We start from the raw sequence: 20,116 nt of genomic DNA on the forward strand, positions 1-20,116 counted from the left end.
CGAGGCGTCACGTTGTCCCCGTCGAACGAAGCCGGGTAGCAAACCAGTATCGAGCAGTATCAGGCAACAAGGAAAGAACGGATGCAGGAATCCAAAGCGATGAAGGGTGCGACGCGTCGGCGCGCTTGGGCAGTCCTCCAGAGGCACGTCCTTCGGGGCGTAGTGAGCGCGGCCGCATTGCTGTGTGCCGGCGCCGGGGCTGTGCTGCCCGCGCAGGCATGGGCGGAAAGCGACGCGGTGAAGGAGCTGGCGGCGCCCCCGCCGATTCAGTTGCCGCTCAAGCCGAGCCCCGAATTCGCGAAGTTTCCGCGTTACGCCGGCATGCTGGGCTCGCGGCAGATCGTGCTGCGACTTGGCGCGAAAACCGACGATCCGGCCGGCGTGCACGGCGAGTATCAGTACACAGACACCGGCGAGGTGATCCTGATCGCGGGTGACCGCGACGGCGATACGCTCGAAGTCGAGGAATCGAACGACGGCACGCATATCACCGGCAACTGGGTGGGCAAGTTTGCCGCCGACGGTTCGGTGGCGGGCGACCGGATGAACGTCGACGATTCCAGCCCGCAGCCGTTCGATCTGAAACCACTGGCAGCGGGGCAGGCTGTGCCGGCTGCATCAGCGAGTGCCGGTCAGGCCGCTAACAAGACTGCGGTGGCGCCGCAGCCGTCCGCCGGCAGCGCAGCAGCGCCCGCCTCGGCGACAGGCGGTGGTCACGCCGTTGGCGGGGTGAGCAACCTGCAAACCGGCGAATAAAGTCTACCTACACCATGACCCAATCCAAACTCAAACGCGGTCTGCAAACCCGCGTCGTGCGCGCCGAAGACCAACTCACGCCGGGTTTCGAATCTTTCTCGATGCCGGTGACGCGCGCCTCGACTGTCGTTTTCCCTGATCTCGCGACGATGCGCGCGCTCGACTGGAAAAACGACGCGCAATGGCGCTATGGCCTGCACGCCACGCCGACTTCGCTCGCGCTGGCGCAGCGGCTTGCCACCATCGAAGGCGGTAATCACGCGTTGCTGCAGCCGTCGGGCTTGTCGTCGATTTCGAACGTGTACTTCGGCCTCGTGAAGGCCGGCGACGACGTGCTGATTCCCGATAACGTCTACTCGCCGAACCGCGATCACGGCGACTGGCTGGCGCGCGATTTCGGCATCACCGCACGCTACTACGATCCGATGATCGGCGCGGGCATCGCGGATCTGATCCAGCCGAATACGCGTTTGATCTGGCTCGAAGCGCCCGGTTCGGTCACGATGGAAGTGCCCGACGTGCCCGCCATTACCGCGGTGGCGCGTGCGCGCAACGTCGTTACGGCGATCGACAATACCTGGTCGGCCGGGCTCGGTTTCCGGCCGTTCGATCACGGTGTCGATATCTCGGTGCAGGCGTTGACCAAGTACCAGTCGGGCGGCGGCGACGTGTTGATGGGCGCGACGATCACCGTCGATCGCGAGTTGCATCTGAAGCTGAAGGCAGCGCGCATGCGCACGGGTATCGGTGTGTCGGTGGATGACTGTTCGCTGATTCTGCGCAGTCTGCCGAGCATGCGCTTGCGTTTCGAACAGCATGACCGTGCAGCGCTCGGCCTCGCCACCTGGCTGAAGACGCGTCCGGAAATTGCCGCGGTCCTGCACCCGGCGTTGTCCGACTGTCCAGGGCATGAGTTTTTCAAGCGCGACTTTACGGGCGCGGGCGGACTGTTCTCAGTGGTGTTCGACGCACGTTACAGCGCGGCGCAAATCGACACGTTCTGCGAGTCGCTCGATCTGTTTTCGCTCGGCTGGAGCTGGGGCGGAGCGCACAGTCTCGCGATGCCGTACGACGTCGCCTCGATGCGCACGGAAGGTCAATGGCCGTATCGCGGCACGCTGGTACGGTTCTATATCGGCCTGGAAGAAGAGGCCGATTTGCGCGCGGATATCGAACAGTGTCTGGCGGCGCTGGGTTAAGCGCCTGAGCGCTGATTGCCGATTGCCGATTGCTGAAGGTTGAGAAAGCCCATTGTGACGCGTTCACGATGGGCTTTTTGGTTTGTCAAGATAGCCAGTAAGCCTAACCATTCGGCCGAATGGTCGGCGATGGATCTCGACGCTACGATGGTGCGCACTTAACTAACGGTAGCCGCACTATGGTGAGTTCCGATGAATCTATTTTTCTGGATGTTACTGAATCTTGGCGTGCCGATTGTCGGCCCGATCTTTACGCTAGCGCTCGTCGCACCCACGCACGGCTGGCGCGTCGCGAAGGCGTTGATCGCCGCATCAGTGAAAGACGGCCAACTGTTCTGGTGTGCGATCGGTCTGTGCGCGGCGGCGGTCTATGAGGCGGTGACTGCGCTGGAGCTTGGGCGTGGCGCGGTGCCTGTGCTGGAGGGCGCCATTGCTGGATTCTGCATCCTGGCATTCGTCTGTTCGAATATCGTGATGTTGTCTTTGGTCAATACACGCCGTGATCAGACGGCTACATGCATTCGTGACGGGCAGAAACGGTTTGCTACGGGGGCCTTGTCGCGTGTGCCCATTGCGATTTCGATTCTTGCAACATCTCTTGCAGCTACTCTGTTTGCAATCCTACACGTGCATATGATTTAGATTTTTTAGATAACGCAGCTCTTATACTGATCTCCTTTTAGGAGGCACTCATGCATAAACTATTCACGTTTCTGGAATCTGACGAAAACTACGCCCTTGTTCTGAAGTGGCATGGCGTCGTGATCGGAGTCACTGGGATCTCCATGTTGGGCATGTTCCTGATCGCCCATCTCAACAAATAATTCTCGCACCGGCGCTGGCCGCCATTGCATCGGCCAGCGCAAACCAGGTTTCAGAACAGGCGCAGCAAGCCATCCAGCCCAACGTGGTTGAATGCCACACTGGCTGCTTCGCGCACCACCGGCTTCGCACGGAACGCCACAGAAAGTCCCGCCGTCGCCATCATTTTCAGATCGTTCGACCCATCGCCCATCGCAATCGCGCGCGTCGGTTCGATGCCCAGTTGGGCGCATGTCTCGCGCAGCGTGCGGGCCTTCACGTCGGCGTTGACGATCTCGCCGATTACGTTGCCGGTCAACTTTCCATCCACGATTTCGAGCGTGTTCGCGTGCGTGAAATCGAGGCCGAGCCGGGCTTTCAGTTTTTCGGTGAAGAACGTGAATCCGCCGGACACCAACAGCGTTTTCAATCCCGCCGCCTTCGCGCCGGCCAGCATTCGTTCGGCGCCCGGCGAAAGTTGCAGCCGCTCTTCATAAACGCGTTCGAGCGCGCCGGCGTCGAGCCCCTTGAGCAGTGCCACGCGGCGCGTCAGGCTCTCGTTGAAGTCCTTGATTTCGCCGCGCATCGACGCTTCGGTAATCGCGGCGACTTCTGCTTTCAAGCCGCAGAAGTCGGCGATTTCGTCGATGCATTCGATCGTGATCAGCGTCGAATCCATGTCCATCGCGACGAGGCCGAAGTCACGCAACTGGCGCCCGGGTTCGACAAACGCGTAGTCCAGCTGATGCGTGCTGCAATAGACCTCGAGGTCGCCGCGCTGCGCAACGTTCGCGTCGGCGATGCGAATCGCGTTTGCGTCGATGACAGCGGCGCGTGAGCCGCGCGCGAGCGCGACAAGCGTTTTGTGGTGATCGGCGGAAAGGGGCGCGGTGCTTTGGATGACGAGGTTCATGGGCGACGCATTGACGCGGAAAAGGGCGGGCGCGCAACGCGCGCGGAAAATCCCGTCATTGTAACGGTTCGGCGGTGTGCGGCCCGCAGGGGCAGCGGAGAACGGGCAACAGGTATCCCCGAGTGGCATCAAGCGGACGGGCAGCAATTGGCCAATAGACAAACAAACGACCCGCCAGGAAGCCAATCGCCCGGCGCATCGCGTATACATTCGGGCAATCCACCGTGCAACGATCAGGCGCCCGCGTCATACTGGCGCTTCGAACGACGCCCCGCAGCCTATCGAACCCGCCAAGCCCATCGCGTCCAAAAGCCGCGCAGCGCACCCGCATGTGGCACGCATCGGCGAGGTATCGGCACCCATGACGAGGCGCATCACCACGGAGACAAGCAATGCCCCCTGCGACAGCCAGCGACGCGCCCACCCTCGCACGCGATTTCGATCTGCGCCAGCTGAGTCCCGCGTTCTACGCCGACCCATACCCGGTCTACCACGCGCTGCGCACCTATGAACCGGTCAAACGCATGCCGGACGGCTCGCTGTTTTTGACGCGTTTTCGCGACGTGCAGGCGGTCTACCGCGACCCGAAAACTTTCAGTTCCGACAAGACCGTCGAATTCAAACCGAAGTACGGCGACTCGCCGCTCTACAGCCATCACACCACCAGTCTCGTCTTCAACGATCCGCCGCGTCACACGCGGGTGCGCAAACTGATCGCCGGCGCGCTGACGGCGCGCGCGATCGCGGCCATGGAGCCGGGGCTGATCCGCCTCGTCGATGGTTTGCTCGATGCAGCCGCCGCGCGTGGCCGGATCGATCTGATCGGCGAGTTCGCGTCGGCGATTCCGGTGGAGATCATCGGCAATCTGCTGGATGTGCCGCACGCTGAGCGCGAGCCGTTGCGCGACTGGTCGCTGGCAATCCTCGGCGCGCTGGAGCCGTCGCTGAACGAGGCGCAGCTCGAGCGGGGCAACCGGGCGGTCACAGAGTTTGTCGACTATCTGCGCGATCTGGTGGCACGGCGCCGGCGCGAACCCGGCGATCCGCAGCGCGACGTGCTGACGCGCCTGATCCAGGGCGAACAAGGAGAACCGGGCGGTGAGCAGTTGTCGGAAGCGGAACTGCTGCAAAACTGTATCTTCATCCTGAACGCCGGTCATGAGACCACCACGAATCTGATCGGCAACGGTCTCGTTACGCTCACCGCCTGGCCGGAACAGCGCGCCGCGTTGCTGCGCGAACCGTCGCTGATCGAGTCGGCGGTCGAAGAGTGTTTGCGGTTCGAGAGCTCGAACCAGCTAGGCAACCGGATGGTCACGGTCGACACGGAGATCGGCGGCGTCGCGGTGGCGCGTGGTACGCCCGTCACGCTGTGCATCGGCGCGGCCAATCGCGACCCCGAGCAGTTCGCGGAACCGGACCGCTTCGACATCCGCCGCGATCCGAACCGGCATCTGGCGTTCGGCTTCGGCATCCACCAGTGCGCAGGGTTGTCGCTCGCGCGACTCGAGGCGCGGATCGCCATCGGACGCTTCGTACAGCGCTTTCCGGCGTATCGGCTCGACGACGAGCCAACGCGCGGCGGACGGGTGCGGTTTCGCGGCTTCGCTGCGGTGCCGATCGAACTCGAACCGACGAGCGGCGGTTGAAGATCGGCGCTTGCCGAGCACCGTTGGACGAGCCCGCAAGCGCCGTATCTTTTGCCGATATGGCGCAAGACTTACAGCCGATGCCTGTGACAACCGGCACGGCACCACGGCGGCCATAGCGTCCAGAACCGTGGCAGCCACCGCCGTACCGAGCCCGGGATAGCGCGCAAAACCGTGGCACGCTTGCTGCTTCACCAAAGGTCTCAGGCCTTGGGAGCGCACGATGGCACATATGATCTGGAAGGGCGCAATCAGCTTTGGCCTCGTCCACGTTCCGGTGCAGTTGTATCCGGCCACGCAGTCGGAGAAAGTCGGCTTCAATTTGCTGGACAAGCGCACGATCGATCCGATCGGCTACAAGCAGATTAACAAGCGCACCGGCAAGGAAGTGGCGCGCGAGAACATCGTGCGCGGCTTCGAGTACGAAAAGGACAAGTACGTTGTTCTCTCGGACGACGAGATTCGCGCGGCCAATCCTGAGTCGACGCAGACGGTCGATATCCTCGCCTTCATTGACGCACCCGACATCTCGTTTCTTTATCTCGACACGCCGTACTTTCTGACACCTGACCGCAAGGGGGAAAAGGTGTACGCGCTGCTGCGCGAAGCGATGAAAGCGTCGGGCAAGATCGGCGTGGCGAGTGTCGTGCTGCACAATAAGCAACATCTCGCGGCGCTGATTCCAGTTGGGCCGATGCTGGCGTTGAACACCTTGCGCTGGGCCGCCGAGGTACGCGACTTCGACGAATTCAAACTGCCGCCGGAAGGGATGAAAGCGGCCGGCGTGACGACGCGTGAACTCGACATGGCGAAAAAACTGATCAACGACATGAGCGACAAGTGGGATCCATCGCAGTATCACGACACGTTCCACGACGACATCATGGCGCTGGTCGATCGAAAGATTCGCGCGGGCAAGACCAAGGAAATCACCGAGGTCGAGGCGCCGCGCGAATCGCGCCAATCCGCCGACATCCTCGATCTGTCCGACCTGCTCAAGCGCAGCCTCGGCCGCGGCAAAGGCAAGCCGGCGACGGGCGCGCGCAAGCATGCCGTGGACGATGATGAGGAGGGCGACAATGCCGAAGCCGAAGCAGCTGCGCCAGCCCGCAAGAAGCCGCGTGCGGCGCGCTCGGCGGGTACGAGTCGCAATGGCGGCAAGAGCAGTGGCGGCAGCGCCAAGTCGGCCCCGGCTGCTCGCAAACGGCGTGCGGCCGCCTGATCGCTCGCTTGATCTATAACACCGCACCAGCTCGATCCACGACGAGTTCATCTCCATGAACGACAGGCTCGATCTCTACAGCCGCAAGCGCCGCTTCGACGAAACGCCGGAGCCATCGGGCACGGCTGCGCGGAAGAAAGCCGGTCGCAAGAGCGCTACGCGCGTATTGAACGAGGCGCTGTCGTATGTGATTCAGGAGCACGACGCGCGGCGCTTGCATTACGACTTCCGCCTCGAACTGAACGGCACGTTACTGTCGTGGGCGGTGCCAAAGGGGCCGAGCCTCGACCCGTCGGTGAAACGGCTCGCGGTGCATGTCGAAGATCACCCTGTCGAGTATGGTTCTTTCGAAGGCGATATCCCGCCTGGCAACTATGGCGCGGGGACCGTGATCGTGTGGGATCGCGGGACGTGGGAGCCGGTCGGCGGCGCGGCGGAGGCTGCCAGATCGTATAAGGCGGGCAAGCTCAAATTCCTGCTTTTTGGCGAAAAACTGCGCGGTGGCTGGACGCTGGTGCGCAGTCATATGCGCGGCAGCGGTGACAAGGAGCAGTGGCTGCTGATCAAGGAGCGCGACGAGGAAGCACGCGATCAGAACGAATACGACGTCTTGAAGGAGTGCCTTGGCAGCGTACTGGAGGGCAGTGCGTCGGTGGACAAGCGCGCAAAGGCCACGAGGACCGCGACAAGGACAACTGCGAGCGAGTCCACACGCCAGAGCGCGAGCAGGACCGGAGCGAAGACTGGAATCAAGGCTGCGAGGACTTCAAACGCCGCTAGGGCCAAAGAAACAGCATTGATCTCGAACACCACTGGCAGGAACGGCGCGAAAGCCAGCTCATCAAGCCTTCCCGACCCGAAAAAAACCGACATCGTGTCGACCCGTAGCACGCAGTCACTGCGCGAGCTTGCCGCATCGCCCTCGATCGAAGGCGCGGTCAAGGCCGCGTTGCCCGCCACCTTCAAGCCGCAACTGGCGACGCTCGTGGACACCGCGCCACCCGGCGATGAATGGGCATACGAAATCAAGTTCGACGGCTATCGTGTACTGGCTCGCATCGACCGAAACGCAAAGACCCGTGCGCTCAAGGTGTTCACGCGCGCAGGCAACGATTGGACCGCAAAGTTCGACAAGCAGGTGAAGGCATTCGAACAACTCGACATCGAAAGCGCCTGGCTCGACGGCGAAGCGGTGGTGCTCGATGGCAATGGCGTACCGAGTTTTCAGGCGCTGCAAAACGCGTTCGATGCGGACCGCCCGCAGGACATCGTCATCTATCTGTTCGACGTGCCGTTCCTGAACGGCTACGACTTGCGAGACGTGCCACTCGAACAACGCCGCGCGATTCTGCGCGCGTTATTGGAAGGCCTGGATGGGCACGACGACAGCGTACTGCGCTTCTCGAACGACTTCGCGTTCAGCGCCGACGATCTGCTGAAGAGCGCATGCGATATGGCGCTCGAAGGCATCATCGGCAAACGGCGCGATAGTGGCTACACCTCGGGGCGTTCGTCCGCATGGATCAAATTGAAATGCCGACGCCGCCAGGAATTCGTGATCGGCGGCTATTCGGAGCCGGCGGGTAGCCGTGCGGCCTTCGGTGCGTTGTTGCTTGGCGTCTACGACGGCAAAGGCAAACTACAATACGCCGGCCGTGTCGGCACGGGCTTCGACGCTGCGTTGCTGCGCTCGCTCAAGAAGAAACTCGACGCGCACGCAACCAGCCGCATGCCGTTCGCCGGCACGTCGCGCGAGCGCAGTCGCACGCCGGTGCATTGGGTCGAACCTGTGCTTGTCTGTGAATGCAATTTCGCTGAATGGACGAGCGAGGGCATCGTGCGGCAGGCGTCGTTCGTGAGCCTGCGCAATGACAAACCGGCGCGGCAGATCGTCCGGGAAGCACCCCGTAAAGGAGCCGATGTGCAGGAGCAAACCGATACCGCATCCGACACCGTGGCGAAGAAACGCACGACAAAAACGCCAGCAACCAAAACCGCCACAACGAAATCAAAACCCGCTACAACGCCAGCCGAAGTCGCCGGCGTTCGCGTATCCCATCCCGACCGCGTCATCGACAAAAGCACCGGCACCCGCAAAATCGATCTCGTGCGCTACTACGAATCGGTCGCCGACTGGATGCTGCCGCATCTTCAGGACAGGCCGGTGTCGCTGGTGCGCGCGCCCGAGGACATCGGCGGCGAGCTGTTTTTCCAGAAGCACAGCCAGAAGATGTCGATCCCCAACGTCACGCAGCATCCCGGACTCGACCCCGGTCATCCACCGCTGATAACCGTCGATACGCTCAAAGCGCTGGTCGGCGCCGCCCAGATGGGCACGATCGAATTTCACACGTGGAATGCCGTGGTGTCGAACATCGAAAAACCCAACCGCATGGTGTTCGATCTCGACCCGGACGCATCGCTCGGTTGGGAGCGGATGATTGAGGCCGCGCAACTGGCGCGCTCGCTGCTCGAAGAACTCGGTCTGACCTCGTTCTGCAAGACGAGCGGCGGCAAGGGGTTCCATGTCGTAGTGCCGCTCGCGAAGCACGCCGGCTGGGACGAAGTGAAGGCGTTTTCGCAGGCCGTCGCGCAGCACATGGCGACGACGTTGCCGAAGTACTTCAGCGCGAAGATGGGGGCCCAGAATCGCAAGCAGAAAATCTTTGTCGACTACCTGCGCAACAACCGCGGCTCGAGTACGGTGGCCGCATTCTCTGCGCGCGCCCGGCCGGGCCTGGGTGTTTCAGTGCCGCTCTCGTGGGACGAAGTCGCCACCACGACGAGCGGCGATCAATGGACCGTCGAAAACGTGCACGAGCGTCTCGCAGGCCTTAAGCGCGACCCGTGGGCGGACTACGCGAAGACACGTCAACGCATCACCGCAGCCATGAGAAAACGTCTGGATGAAGCGGAGTGATCGCGATCCAGCCGGCCTGATTCAACCTGAAAAAGGAGCAAACCATGAAGACCTCAGCGCAATCGTCTGACGGCGGGAAGCAGGCCGACCCGCATGCACCGACGCCATGGGTGGTCAGCACCTTGATGCGGTCTGACGTCTCGCCCGCCCGGCTCACACCGGCTCCACATCCCAATAAGGCGGATCGCCGAAATGCGCGGCAAGGAACTCGATGAACGCGAGCGTCCTCGGCGGCACGAACGCACGGCTGGGATAGACCGCCCAGATCGCCACTTGCTCCGCGAGCGGATAGGTGTCGAGCACGCTGACCAGTTCGCCGCTGCGCAGATACGGCGCCACGTCCCACGTCGACTTGAGCGCGATGCCGAAACCGGCCAGCAAGGCGTCGCGAATGACTTCGCCGTTGTCGACGACGAGGCGTCCGCTCACGCGCACCGTAAGCGGTCCGGCGGGCGTCACGAATGCCCAGTCGCGTTGGTCTGACAGGATGATGCATTCGTGCTGGGCGAGGTCCGAAGGATGGTGCGGCGCCCCACGCGCGGCGAGATAAGCGGGCGCGGCGCATAGCACACGGCGGTTGACGGCCAGGCGCCGCGCCACCAACGACGAATCCTTGAGCACGCCGACCCGGATCGCCACGTCGATACCCGCATCGACCAGATCGACCATCTGATCCGTCAGACGCAGGTCGACGCTCACGCCGGGATAGCGGCGCAGAAATTCGCTGATCACCGGCGATATGTGCTGCCGCCCGAAAGAGGATGGCATCGACACCCTCAGACGCCCCTGCGGCTCGGCCTGCGCGCGGCCGACTGAGGCGCGTGCGGCATCGGCTGCGTCGAGCAGCGCCTGAGCGCGTGTCATGAACACTTCGCCATCCTGCGTGAGACTGATGCGACGAGTGGTCCGATGCAGCAGTCGCGCGCCAAGGAGCCTTTCGAGCTGTGCGATGCGCGAACTCGCCACCGCCGCCGACAGGCCGAATTCGCGGCCGGCCGCCGACACGTTGGCGAGCAGGGCGGCCCGCACGAACAGGGCGACGTCGAGTAGATCGAGTCGTTCCCGTTCGCCGGACGAGGGCTTTGCGGCGGGTTCCACGGGGTCGGCAGGCTGGTCCATTATTCTGAAATTCAAAAAGATGTTTCAGTCATTATGATGCTTTTATGAGAATAAGAACCGCCTTACGATGACGTCAATGCGATCGATTGCCCTGCGTGGCGCCAGGCGCCGTGGGCATCGATCGCCGGTTTCTTAACCTCATCTGAAAGAACAGGAGCTGTGATGAAAGCTGTAGGTCTCTATCGTTATTTGCCGATCGATCAAGCCGAGTCCCTAGTCGACGTCGAGATTGCCAAACCCGAAGCCGCCGGCCGCGACCTGCTGGTGAAGGTCGAAGCCATCTCCGTCAATCCGGTCGACACCAAGGTGCGCGCCCCGAAAGACACCGTCGAGAAAGCGCCGCGGGTGCTCGGCTGGGACGCCGCCGGCACGGTGGTGGCGGTTGGCCCAGACGTCACGCTGTTCAAGGTCGGCGACCCGGTTTTCTATGCGGGCAGCATTACCCGGCCGGGCGCGAATAGCGAGTTCCATCTGGTCGACGAACGCATTGCCGGGCGCAAGCCGGCATCGCTCGATTTCACGCACGCGGCCGCTTTGCCGTTGACCGCGATCACCGCCTGGGAAGCACTCTTCGACCGCCTCGGCGTGTCGCCGCAAGGCGCGGATGAAGGCCGCACGGTGCTGATCATCGGCGGGGCGGGCGGGGTCGGTTCGATCGGCATTCAGCTGGCCAAACAACTCGCGAAACTCAAAGTGATCGCGACCGCCTCGCGCCCTGAATCGGCGAAGTGGGCGACGGAGTTGGGCGCGGATCATATCGTCGATCACTTCGACCATATGCCCGCGCAGTTGAAAAAGCTTGGCATCGACCAGGTCGATTACGTGCTGATCTTCAACGATACCGACAAGCATTTCCCGGCAGCCGCTGAAGTGATCAAGCCGCAGGGCGGCATCTGCACGATCGTCGAAAACAGCCAGCCGCTGCCTGTCGAACTATTGAAGGCGAAAAGCGCCGCGTTCCACTGGGAGTTCATGTTCACGCGTTCGATGTTCGGCACGCCGGACATGATCGAGCAGCATAAGCTGCTAACCGAGGTGGCGCGTCTCGTCGATGCGGGCACGTTGCGCACGACGGTCGGCCAGAATCTCGGCACGATCAACGCCGACAATCTGCGCCGTGCGCATGGGCTGCTCGAAGAGGGGCGCGCGATCGGCAAGCTGGTGCTGACGGGCTTCTAGACTGCGCGAGGTTTGGCGTTCCTGTCACGTCGCACGCGCAGAAAACGCCTCAACGCAAGCGGGGTAACACCCGATTCGTATGAAGCGCGCGCAGCGCCGCTTGGCGGTAGACTGGTGGGGCATCATGCTAAAACAGTTGCGCGTCTCGCAGCTCGTCTGGCAGGGCCTCAGCCGGGTTTAACCAGGTGCTACCAGGTGCTAACCAGGTATTCACCAGGTGTGAATCAGGCTCCAGTCAGGCGGTGCATTGGCAGTAGCGCTCGAGCGGGCGCGCAGCGGCACAACAACGAGGTGACAGTATGAGCTCCAGCTTCAAACTCTCCGCCGTTTCAGTTGTTGCTTCTCTCGCATGCGCGCTCGCGTCCGGCATGCTCGTGACGGCAGCTCACGCAGCCACGCCGATCACGGTGACGTCGCAGTCCGCCCTCGACGGTCCGATTCGCTATACGGTCCGCGTCACGTCGAAACAGTTCGGTAATTCACAGGAAACGCGTACGATCCGCTCCGGCGAATCGGACGACTTCACGTGGAAGACGGTGCCGCCAGGCGGCCCCGTGCCCGCGACGGATAGCTGCCCGAATTACTCGTCGCTGCCAACCGATACCAACGGCGCGATGATTCGCCAGACGCAGATCCGTTTTGCGCCGGTCGTCGGCAGTGACGGCACCGCGTCAGTGCAATTGAGCTTCCAGGCGCAGACGCCGCATGGCGTCAAGACGGTGACGAGCGGCGGCAAAACGCTCAAGTGTCCGAACAGCGTGGCAGTCAGCCAGATTCTGCGTTTTACGATGCCGACCAACGGCACCACAAAAACGCTGACGCTTAATGACGGCACCGAAGTGGCGGTCACCGCGAAACGCTGACGGTTACGGGTGAAGCCTGGGCGATGAGTGCCGCGTCCACGGCGCGCGGCCGATGAGACAAACCGCGAAAGGGCGACGCCGGCCGCGTCGCCCAGCGTATGTTGTTTGCCCCATCAACGCTGCGCTGCGGCCCGCTCCACCAGCCGCGCCGACAGAAACCGGTGCTCCGCCGAGAAGAGCCGCCGATACGTGAGCAGCACCGCGCCCACCGTCCCCAGGGCTGAGGCCGCCGCGATCAGGAACATGATCACGATCTGATAGCGCACTGCCTGCAACGGCGACTGACCGGCCAGCACCTGCCCGGTCATCATGCCCGGCAAACTCACCACGCCGACCACGGCCATCTGATTCAATGTGGGCATCATGCCCGCGCGCACCGCCTGGCGCGCCGGCGCCTGCGCTGCTTCCCAACGGGTCGCGCCGAGCGCGAGCGCCATATCCACTCGGTCGCGCCGCGCGGTCAGTTCCTCGGTCATCCGTTCGATGCCGAGCGACACGCCGGTGAGCGTATTGCCGAGGATCATGCCGAGAATCGGAATCGCGTACTGCGGCTCGTACCATGGGTGAATGCGGATCACGACGAAGAGTCCGACCGCGGCCACCAGCCACGAACTGACCCAGATCGACAGCACACTGTCCGCACGCTGCCCGGCGTAAGTGCGGCTGCCGCGCTGCGCACCCGCGAAGCCGGCGATCAGCGTCATCACGACCATCAAGGGCAGCACCACGAACCAGTGGTCATAGCGAAACACCCAGCCGAGCACATAGCCGATCGCCAGCAATTGCACGACGGTGCGTACCGCCGCCCACGCGAGCTTGCGTTCGAGATCGAGCTTGAGCGCCACCGACACCACGCCGTTCACCACGATCAGCAACGCGGCGATCGCGACGTCCCAGAGACTCAGGTTTTGCAATGTCATTGGCCGAGCTCCTGATGCGCGGGTGTCACTGAGGATTCGTCGAGCACGCCGGCGCGCATCGTGAGGTGCCGCTCGCTCATGCGCGCGGCTTGCGCCGGATCGTGCGACACCCACATCGACGCATGCCGGCCGGGTTCAGCCGCGAACCACGCGTGCACCAAAGCTTCGATCGCGCGCGACGACTCCGGGTCGAGCGACGCGGTGGGTTCATCCAGCAGCAGCACTTCGGGCGCGAGTTGCAGAACGCGAATCAGCGCGGTGATCTGCGCTTCTCCACCGGACAATTCGCTCGCGCGCTTGTCGAGAAAATCGTCGCCGCGGCCTGCCTGAGCGGCGAGGCTTGCCGCGCGTGCGCGATCGAAGCGCACGTCGCGATAGGTCCGCAATTCGAACGGGTAACGCAGGTTGTCCTCGACGCTGCCGTCGAGCAGCGCGGGCCGCTGCCGGATATACGCGACGTTGCGCCGGTAACGCGGAATGGCGGCGCGCTCGACCGCCGCGCCGTGCCACATGATGCGTCCGGCATCGAGCGGATCAAGCAGGGCGAGGGCGCGCAGAAACACGCTCTTGCCCGAGCCCGACGGCCCGGTGACCGCGACGCGGTCGCCCGCGCAGAGGGCGAAGGTCGTCGGCTGCAGCAGCGTTTGCCCGCGCAATGCATCGCGCCGGGCGATGCCGTCCGCAAGGACGAAGGGAACATCTGTCATGAGTTGGGTGGTGGTGGATTTTTGCGTGGATTCGGAGGCCGCCATGACATTTCCTTACGTTTCCGTGGCAGGGAAACCTGTGCCCGAACTGTGCGGCATGATAAAACGACCCCTATTAGACAATAACACCAGGCACGATACGTGCTGTCCCTCATGTACAACGAAGAACAAAGGCGGAGCTTCTCAATGGCAGTGTCGAGCACGACTGGAAGACGGATAGGAAAAATCATCGCATGGTTGCTGGCGATCATCGTCATTCTGATTGTCGCCCTGACCATCTTCATTCTGACTTTTGACTGGAACCGGGCCCGTCCCTACATCGACGACAAGGTTACGCAGGCGATCGGCCGGCCGTTCGCGATCAACGGCGATCTGAAAGTAGGCTGGCAGCATCCGGTCGGCGAAACCGGCTGGCGTGGCTGGGTGCCCTGGCCGCGGTTTTCGGCGGCCAATATCACGGTAGGTAATCCCGACTGGGCCAAACAGCCGCACTTCGCGACGCTGGACGAAATCGACTTCCAGGTCAAGGTGCTGCCGCTGCTCGCGCACGACATCGTGATTCCCGCGATCAACCTCGTGAATCCTTCGGTCGACCTCGAACGACTGCTCGACGGGCGCGACAACTGGACCTTCAAACTGGCGTCTTCCAGCGGGCCTTCCGAATGGAAGCTCGATCTGCACGACATCGCGTTTGCCAAAGGCAATATCGGGCTGTCGGATCAGCAGAAGAAGGTCGAGATGCAGATGGCCATCGATACGCTCGGCCAGCCGATTCCGCTCGGCGAGGTGATGAAGCAGCAGGAGACGGCATCGCGCAGCGCATCGGCGGAGGCGGTCGGTAAAGCGGGGGCGAGCAAGCTGACGGCACAGGCCAACGCGCAGGCTGCATCGGAAGCGGCGGCGGCGTCCGCGGTGGCGGCTTCCGGCGCCTCGTCGACGGATATCGCCGCGTCGGGCGCGACGGCGGCGAATGGCGCTTCGGGTGCGCTGGTTGCCAGCGGGGCGAACGGTGCAAGCGAGGGTGCGAGTGAGGGTGCAAGCGGCGCCGCGGGAGCCTCGGCGTCGAGCGCCAGCGAGACAGGCACGGCGCACGGTGCAAAGCCGGCGATCCCGCCGTACGCGATCGGTTGGACAGTCAAGGGCACCTATAACAAGACGCCGGTATCCGGCAGCGGCAAGGTGGGCGGCGTGCTGGCGTTGCAGGACGCGAACCGGCCGTTCCCGGTGCAGGCCGATGTGAAGGCCGGCGATCTGCGCGTCGGCCTCGTGGGCACGATCACCGATCCGGCGCATCTTGCCGCGGTCGATATGCGACTTTGGCTGCAAGGCAACAGTCTGGCGCGGCTGTATTCGCTGACAGGCGTGACCTTGCCCGACACGCCGCCGTATGCGACCGAGGGGCGTCTTGTTGGCCAGTTCAAGTCCGGCGGCAACGTCTTCAGTTATGAAAATTTTACAGGCCGGGTGGGCGGCAGCGATCTGAATGGCTCGCTGACCTACACGGCGCGTGAGCCGCGTCCGCTGTTGCAGGGCGAACTGGTGTCGCATCTGCTGCAATTCGCCGATCTGGCGCCGGTCATCGGCGCGGACTCGAACGCCAGCAAGGCCAAACGGGGCGACGCGACGGTGCAGCCGGGCAACAAGGTTCTGCCGGTCGAAGAATTCCGCACCGACCGCTGGAAGGCGATCGACGCCGACGTGAAGTTCACGGGGCGCCGCATCGTCAAGGACGCCAATCTGCCGATCACGGACCTGTACACGCACGTCGTGATGACCGACGGCGTGCTGTCGTTCGAGCCGCTGAAGTTCGGCGTGGCAGGCGGCTCGTTGTCATCGGATATTCATCTGGACGGCAGCGCGACGCCGCTGAAGGGCCGCTTCGCGATGTCGGCGCGGCATCTGAAGCTCAAGCAGTTGTTTCCGAACTTCAAGACGATGCAGAATGCGCTCGGCGAAATCAACGGTGACGCCGCGCTGACCGCAACCGGCAACTCGCCGGCAGCGCTTGCAGCGACGTCGAACGGCGAGGTGAAGGCATTGATCACCGACGGGACGGTAAGCCGCCTGCTGATGGAAGCCGCGGGCCTGAACGTGGCGAACGTGGTCTATGAAAAGCTGTTCGGCAATCGCGACGTGAAGATCAACTGCGCGGCCGCGGATTTTGTCGCGACGAACGGTGTGCTGGATTCGCGTGTGTTCGCGCTCGACACGGACGACGCGGTCATCAACATCGACGGCAACGTGAATCTGCGCGACGAATCGATGGATCTTGGTGTGCATCCGCATACCAAGGGCTTCCGGGTGTTTTCGCTGCGCTCGCCGCTGTATGTGAAGGGGACGTTCAAGGATCCGCGCGTCGGGGTGAACGCCACCGCGTTGGCGCTGCGAGGGGGCGCCGTAATCGGGCTCGGGTTGATCAATCCGTTTGCGGCGCTGATTCCGCTGCTTGCGCCTAGCAATAACCAACCGCTGCCGTGCGGACAGTTGCTGTCGCAGGTTCGTCAGGCGCCGACCGCGCCGCCGCCGGGTATGAAGCAACAGCCCAAGCCGGCCATTTCCCTCGACGGCGCGCCAGTGAACAAGTCTTCCTCTGGCGCCGCCTCACCGGGTGCGGCCGACAGGAAGCCTGCGGTCACGGCGCCGGCCACGGGGGCCGAATATAAGGGGAGTTAATGTTTTCTGCTTTGTCTGCAGACCAACAGGCGCCGCGCGGGCGAAAGAAAAAACGGCAATCGGCGCCGCGTGCTCGAAGACATCGGCGCCGATAAAGAAAAGGAAAGAAAATAACTACCTTAGCGAGCGCGGAGCGGCATCCCCCGCCGCATCCTGCCTGCGAACCCCTCGCCGGGCGCCGCCAACGCGAGTGGCGCCAAACTCCGTCAGGATCTTGCCTCTGGCCCGGCTGGCAAAGACCAGGAACCCAAACCCGTCGGCTTCATACCAATACCCGCCGTTCTCGAGTCCATCGAGCGGCTGTTCCAATGCATTGGTAATGGATTCGATACAACGCCGCCGCAATTCGGCTGGCGCGGGATAGGGCGGCTGGGCACCGCGCACGCTGCACAGAAGAACGTCGAGCCCGGGCAGCACATGTGCATAGAGTACCGGCTCGTCCTGCGCGCGGGCGCGCGCAATTTTGGTGTCGAGCTGACCGAACGGCTTGAAATGCCGTAGTACCGCGAGGAACGACTCATCGCCGTCCACCTTCGCGCGTCTACGCTTTTTCGGGAAGGACATAAAAATTCGCCTGAAAAAGAATTGCAAGAAACGCAGCGTCCTCATGCGACAACTCCCGGCTTCGCGCGCCGCACGTCGATCTTTTATAGCATACGACAAGGCCGGATTCACGATGATTCGGCATCTACGCCGTCCCACCGCCTCCCGCACGAATCATGCCGAACCGCCTCGCCGCGCGCTTTCGCTTCCCAGCACATCTGTCTCCATCATAGACGCCCACGCCGCCGAAAAAACAACTCGTATCAATAAAAAAGTCATTTTTATGTGGGTGAGCGCATCTTGCCGCTACGTTGAAATATCTCACATTCACGTCGATAATGGCCCGTCCGGCTGCACCGCGGCGTGCTGGCCAGTCCTGCACCGCAACGGCCCGCCCGCATGCCGAGGCGAGGCGCATGGTCCGTGCGCACCGCCGCGGCTTGAACGACCCTTCGGGCGAACATGAAACTATTCACCAAGGGTCTGCTGCTGATTGCAGTGCCGAGCGTGGTCGAGCTGGCGCTTCTGGGCGTCGTCTTCGATACCCAGGAGCAAACAGCGCAGGCCGCGCGGTGGGTCAGCAACAGCAAGCAGATCCTTTATCAGTCGTCGGCCATTGTCGATCCGCTGCTGCGTCAGGCCGTGCGGGTCCGCACGGGCATGGTCGTCGGCGATCCGTCGTTTGTCGACCGCCACACCGTATGGGTCGATCTCGGCGACCGGCTTTCGAATCTGGAAACGTTGGTGGCCGATACGCCGCAGCAGGTGGTGCGCGTGCGCAAGATGCAACAGGCGATCGACGCCTATCGCGTGCAGGCCGCCGCGATCTCGCAGGCGCTGCGCGCAGGACGCAACCTGAATTCGTTTGCCGCGCTGGACACGGGCGCGCTTCCCCAGCAGATCGCACTGTTTCGCGATCAGCTCACCGAGTTCAGCAATGAGGCCTCGCGGCTCGACGCCGAGCGCGGCGCGGCCTTGGCACGGCGCCGCGAACGCCAGCAATACGCGCTGATCGCCGCGGTGTTGGGCTCGATGCTGATCTGGGCGGCCACTGCCGTCGTGTTTGCGCGCAGCATCGGCCGGCGGTTGGAGGTGTTGACCGGCAATGCCGAGCGCCTCGGCAGCGGGCGGCAGCTTGCGGCGCCGCTGTCCGGCAACGACGAAATTGCCGCGCTCGACGCGGTGCTGCATCAGACGGGCGAACGCCTAAGCGAGGCCGAAGGCGAGCAAGCCAGGCTGAAAGTGCGGCTCGAAGCGCGCGCGCGGGAACTGGCTGGCGTCAACGAGGAGCTGCGCCAGGAGACGCAAGACAACGAAATGTTCATCTACAGCGTGTCGCACGATCTGCGCTCGCCGCTGGTGAATCTGCAAGGCTTTTCGAAAGAATTGCAGGTGTCGTGCGACGAACTGGACAGCCTCGTCGAGGCGGCGAAACTGCCGGAGGCCGAACATCGGCGTATGGCGCATATTCTTGACGGCGACGTGCGCGAGTCTCTGCAATATCTACGCACCGCGGTGACGCGGGCGGCGGCGATCATCGACGCGCTGTTGCGGATTTCACGCGCCGGGCGGCTCGAATATCAGTGGCAGCGGGTGAGCGTCGGGCGGGTGGTGGGCAAGGTGGTCGATGCGCTGCAAGGCGTCATCAGTCAGCGCGGGACGGTGGTGACCGTGCGCGAGTTGCCGCCTGCATGGGGCGACCCGGGTGCGATCGAGCAGATTTTCGGCAACCTGATCGGTAACGCGCTCAATTATCTCGACCCGGCGCGCAACGGGCGCATCGAGATCGGCGCGCTGGAGCCGGAACCGGTCGACGAGACGGAGCCGCGCGCGTTGCGCACGCGCACCTATTATGTGCGCGACAACGGACTCGGGATTCCGGCGGCGTATATGTCGAAAGTGTTCCGGGCGTTTCAGCGCCTGCACGGCGACGTCGCGAACGGAGACGGCATCGGTCTCGCGGTGGTGCGGCGTATGGTAGAACGGCATGGCGGCCGCGTTTGGGTCGAGTCGGCGGAAGGCGCGGGATCGACCTTTTTTGTCGTGTTACCAGAACAACCTGCGCGCTATTGAACCGCGACAGGCACCAGGGGAAACGGTGGGGATAGTTAAAAGCACCATGCAAAAGTGGATTGTCGGTACGGAGGGCATATGAGTCACGGGGAAACGGTCAGTATCGTGCTGATCGAAGATGACGACGGCCACGCTACGCTGGTCGAGCGCAATCTGCGCCGCGCCGGTATTTCGAACGGTTTCGTGCGCTTTCGCGACGGCCAGCAGGCCCTCGATTATTTCTTCGGCCCGGCGCCGGCGGACGCCGCTGCCAGTCCTTACCCACCTCGCGAAGATCTGACGAATTTCGTCGTGCTGCTCGATCTGAAAATGCCGCGCGTGGATGGCTTCGAGGTGCTGCGGCGTCTGAAGGATTCGCCGCAGACAGCCGCGGTGCCCGTGATCGTGTTGACCACGACGGACGATCCGCGCGAAATTGCGCGCTGTTACGAACTCGGCTGCAACGTCTACATCACCAAGCCAGTCGAGTACGACGCGTTCATCGAAGCGGTGCGCCGCCTCGGCTTCTTCCTGCAGGTGGTCAAACTGCCGTCGGGCCACCGGCTGGCCGCGCCGTGACGGAAGGTTTATATGAAGGCG

Annotated in this window: 17 protein-coding genes; 12 read left to right on the forward strand and 5 right to left on the reverse strand. The window is 63.1% G+C overall.

Translation table 11 applies throughout. From position 1 onward, the window contains the following. The first annotated feature begins 81 nt into the window (after positions 1 to 81). The 4 genes from M0D67_RS13745 (at position 82) to M0D67_RS13760 (ending at position 2,779) form a co-directional block, all read left to right on the forward strand. On the forward strand, positions 82 to 756 hold the full coding sequence (locus M0D67_RS13745; protein WP_154563099.1) for a hypothetical protein: 675 nt from the start codon (positions 82 to 84) through the stop codon (positions 754 to 756). Between the two features lie 14 nt (positions 757 to 770). Next, complete coding sequence (locus M0D67_RS13750) at positions 771 to 1,955, forward strand: cystathionine beta-lyase (protein ID WP_154563101.1); 1,185 nt, start codon at positions 771 to 773, stop codon at positions 1,953 to 1,955. Between the two features lie 192 nt (positions 1,956 to 2,147). Further along, positions 2,148 to 2,597 (forward strand): hypothetical protein, encoded by a 450-nt coding sequence (locus M0D67_RS13755; RefSeq protein WP_266238933.1) that lies wholly within the window; start codon positions 2,148 to 2,150, stop codon positions 2,595 to 2,597. Between the two features lie 50 nt (positions 2,598 to 2,647). Beyond that, the gene (locus M0D67_RS13760) at positions 2,648 to 2,779 is read left to right on the forward strand and encodes a hypothetical protein (protein WP_266238934.1); all 132 of its coding nucleotides are present in this window, start codon (positions 2,648 to 2,650) and stop codon (positions 2,777 to 2,779) included. Between the two features lie 50 nt (positions 2,780 to 2,829). Here the strand turns inward: M0D67_RS13760 and serB are convergent, their stop codons facing one another. Continuing rightward, positions 2,830 to 3,669, reverse strand: a complete 840-nt coding sequence (serB, locus tag M0D67_RS13765; RefSeq protein WP_154563105.1) for a phosphoserine phosphatase SerB — start codon at positions 3,667 to 3,669, stop codon at positions 2,830 to 2,832. 392 nt (positions 3,670 to 4,061) lie between these two features. On the opposite strand from serB, the gene M0D67_RS13770 reads away from it, so the two are divergent. The 3 genes from M0D67_RS13770 (at position 4,062) to ligD (ending at position 9,460) form a co-directional block, all read left to right on the forward strand. Continuing rightward, positions 4,062 to 5,318, forward strand: a complete 1,257-nt coding sequence (locus M0D67_RS13770) for a cytochrome P450 (RefSeq protein ID WP_154563107.1) — start codon at positions 4,062 to 4,064, stop codon at positions 5,316 to 5,318. 223 nt (positions 5,319 to 5,541) lie between these two features. Beyond that, a complete protein-coding gene (locus M0D67_RS13775) occupies positions 5,542 to 6,540 on the forward strand; it encodes a Ku protein (RefSeq protein ID WP_266238935.1) in 999 nt (332 codons plus the stop codon). A 55-nt stretch (positions 6,541 to 6,595) separates the two neighbouring features. Continuing rightward, entirely contained in the window at positions 6,596 to 9,460 is a 2,865-nt protein-coding gene (ligD, locus tag M0D67_RS13780) for a DNA ligase D (protein WP_154563111.1), read from the forward strand. Positions 9,461 to 9,613: 153 nt separating this feature from the next. Here ligD and M0D67_RS13785 read toward each other — a convergent pair whose 3' ends face one another. After that, positions 9,614 to 10,579: a LysR family transcriptional regulator gene (locus M0D67_RS13785; RefSeq protein ID WP_154563113.1), complete on the reverse strand. Its 966-nt coding sequence runs from the start codon at positions 10,577 to 10,579 to the stop codon at positions 9,614 to 9,616. Between the two features lie 162 nt (positions 10,580 to 10,741). Here M0D67_RS13785 and M0D67_RS13790 point away from each other — a divergent pair, with 162 nt between their 5' ends. Beyond that, positions 10,742 to 11,758, forward strand: a complete 1,017-nt coding sequence (locus M0D67_RS13790) for a zinc-binding alcohol dehydrogenase family protein (RefSeq protein WP_154563115.1) — start codon at positions 10,742 to 10,744, stop codon at positions 11,756 to 11,758. 299 nt (positions 11,759 to 12,057) lie between these two features. Continuing rightward, on the forward strand, positions 12,058 to 12,621 hold the full coding sequence (locus M0D67_RS13795; protein WP_154563117.1) for a DUF6013 family protein: 564 nt from the start codon (positions 12,058 to 12,060) through the stop codon (positions 12,619 to 12,621). 113 nt (positions 12,622 to 12,734) lie between these two features. On the opposite strand, the gene fetB is transcribed toward M0D67_RS13795, so the two are convergent. After that, positions 12,735 to 13,541 carry an iron export ABC transporter permease subunit FetB gene (fetB, locus tag M0D67_RS13800; protein ID WP_154563119.1) on the reverse strand — a complete coding sequence of 269 codons (807 nt, stop codon included), beginning with the start codon at positions 13,539 to 13,541 and terminating at the stop codon, positions 12,735 to 12,737. Next, the gene (locus M0D67_RS13805) at positions 13,538 to 14,248 is read right to left on the reverse strand and encodes an ATP-binding cassette domain-containing protein (RefSeq protein ID WP_154563163.1); all 711 of its coding nucleotides are present in this window, start codon (positions 14,246 to 14,248) and stop codon (positions 13,538 to 13,540) included. Before M0D67_RS13805 ends, fetB begins: the two co-directional genes overlap by 4 nt. A 186-nt stretch (positions 14,249 to 14,434) precedes the next feature. Here M0D67_RS13805 and M0D67_RS13810 point away from each other — a divergent pair, with 186 nt between their 5' ends. Further along, positions 14,435 to 16,921, forward strand: coding sequence for an AsmA family protein (locus M0D67_RS13810; RefSeq protein WP_266238936.1), 2,487 nt, complete (start codon positions 14,435 to 14,437; stop codon positions 16,919 to 16,921). Between the two features lie 114 nt (positions 16,922 to 17,035). Here the strand turns inward: M0D67_RS13810 and M0D67_RS13815 are convergent, their stop codons facing one another. Continuing rightward, positions 17,036 to 17,530, reverse strand: a complete 495-nt coding sequence (locus tag M0D67_RS13815; protein WP_028196609.1) for a hypothetical protein — start codon at positions 17,528 to 17,530, stop codon at positions 17,036 to 17,038. A 396-nt stretch (positions 17,531 to 17,926) separates the two neighbouring features. Between M0D67_RS13815 and M0D67_RS13820 the strand changes: the two genes are divergently transcribed. Together M0D67_RS13820 and M0D67_RS13825 are read left to right on the forward strand one after the other, a co-directional pair. Next, entirely contained in the window at positions 17,927 to 19,537 is a 1,611-nt protein-coding gene (locus M0D67_RS13820) for an ATP-binding protein (protein WP_154563123.1), read from the forward strand. 78 nt (positions 19,538 to 19,615) lie between these two features. Next, the gene (locus tag M0D67_RS13825) at positions 19,616 to 20,095 is read left to right on the forward strand and encodes a response regulator (protein ID WP_154563125.1); all 480 of its coding nucleotides are present in this window, start codon (positions 19,616 to 19,618) and stop codon (positions 20,093 to 20,095) included. The last annotated feature ends 21 nt before the right edge of the window (positions 20,096 to 20,116 follow it).

This window comes from Paraburkholderia sp. SECH4, assembly GCF_030511745.1.
GTDB lineage: Bacteria > Pseudomonadota > Gammaproteobacteria > Burkholderiales > Burkholderiaceae > Paraburkholderia > Paraburkholderia madseniana.

What these genes read in the sequence shown, in the direction of transcription:
- M0D67_RS13760 (WP_266238934.1), top strand. Translation starts at nt 2,648, where the DNA reads ATGCATAAACTATTCACGTTTCTGGAATCTGACGAAAACTACGCCCTT.
- fetB (WP_154563119.1), bottom strand. Translation starts at nt 13,541, where the DNA reads ATGACATTGCAAAACCTGAGTCTCTGGGACGTCGCGATCGCCGCGTTG.
- M0D67_RS13770 (WP_154563107.1), top strand. Translation starts at nt 4,062, where the DNA reads ATGCCCCCTGCGACAGCCAGCGACGCGCCCACCCTCGCACGCGATTTC.
- M0D67_RS13815 (WP_028196609.1), bottom strand. Translation starts at nt 17,530, where the DNA reads ATGAGGACGCTGCGTTTCTTGCAATTCTTTTTCAGGCGAATTTTTATG.
- M0D67_RS13805 (WP_154563163.1), bottom strand. Translation starts at nt 14,248, where the DNA reads ATGACAGATGTTCCCTTCGTCCTTGCGGACGGCATCGCCCGGCGCGAT.
- ligD (WP_154563111.1), top strand. Translation starts at nt 6,596, where the DNA reads ATGAACGACAGGCTCGATCTCTACAGCCGCAAGCGCCGCTTCGACGAA.
- M0D67_RS13810 (WP_266238936.1), top strand. Translation starts at nt 14,435, where the DNA reads ATGGCAGTGTCGAGCACGACTGGAAGACGGATAGGAAAAATCATCGCA.
- M0D67_RS13820 (WP_154563123.1), top strand. Translation starts at nt 17,927, where the DNA reads ATGAAACTATTCACCAAGGGTCTGCTGCTGATTGCAGTGCCGAGCGTG.
- M0D67_RS13825 (WP_154563125.1), top strand. Translation starts at nt 19,616, where the DNA reads ATGAGTCACGGGGAAACGGTCAGTATCGTGCTGATCGAAGATGACGAC.
- M0D67_RS13755 (WP_266238933.1), top strand. Translation starts at nt 2,148, where the DNA reads ATGAATCTATTTTTCTGGATGTTACTGAATCTTGGCGTGCCGATTGTC.
- M0D67_RS13775 (WP_266238935.1), top strand. Translation starts at nt 5,542, where the DNA reads ATGGCACATATGATCTGGAAGGGCGCAATCAGCTTTGGCCTCGTCCAC.
- serB (WP_154563105.1), bottom strand. Translation starts at nt 3,669, where the DNA reads ATGAACCTCGTCATCCAAAGCACCGCGCCCCTTTCCGCCGATCACCAC.
- M0D67_RS13795 (WP_154563117.1), top strand. Translation starts at nt 12,058, where the DNA reads ATGAGCTCCAGCTTCAAACTCTCCGCCGTTTCAGTTGTTGCTTCTCTC.
- M0D67_RS13785 (WP_154563113.1), bottom strand. Translation starts at nt 10,579, where the DNA reads ATGGACCAGCCTGCCGACCCCGTGGAACCCGCCGCAAAGCCCTCGTCC.
- M0D67_RS13750 (WP_154563101.1), top strand. Translation starts at nt 771, where the DNA reads ATGACCCAATCCAAACTCAAACGCGGTCTGCAAACCCGCGTCGTGCGC.
- M0D67_RS13790 (WP_154563115.1), top strand. Translation starts at nt 10,742, where the DNA reads ATGAAAGCTGTAGGTCTCTATCGTTATTTGCCGATCGATCAAGCCGAG.
- M0D67_RS13745 (WP_154563099.1), top strand. Translation starts at nt 82, where the DNA reads ATGCAGGAATCCAAAGCGATGAAGGGTGCGACGCGTCGGCGCGCTTGG.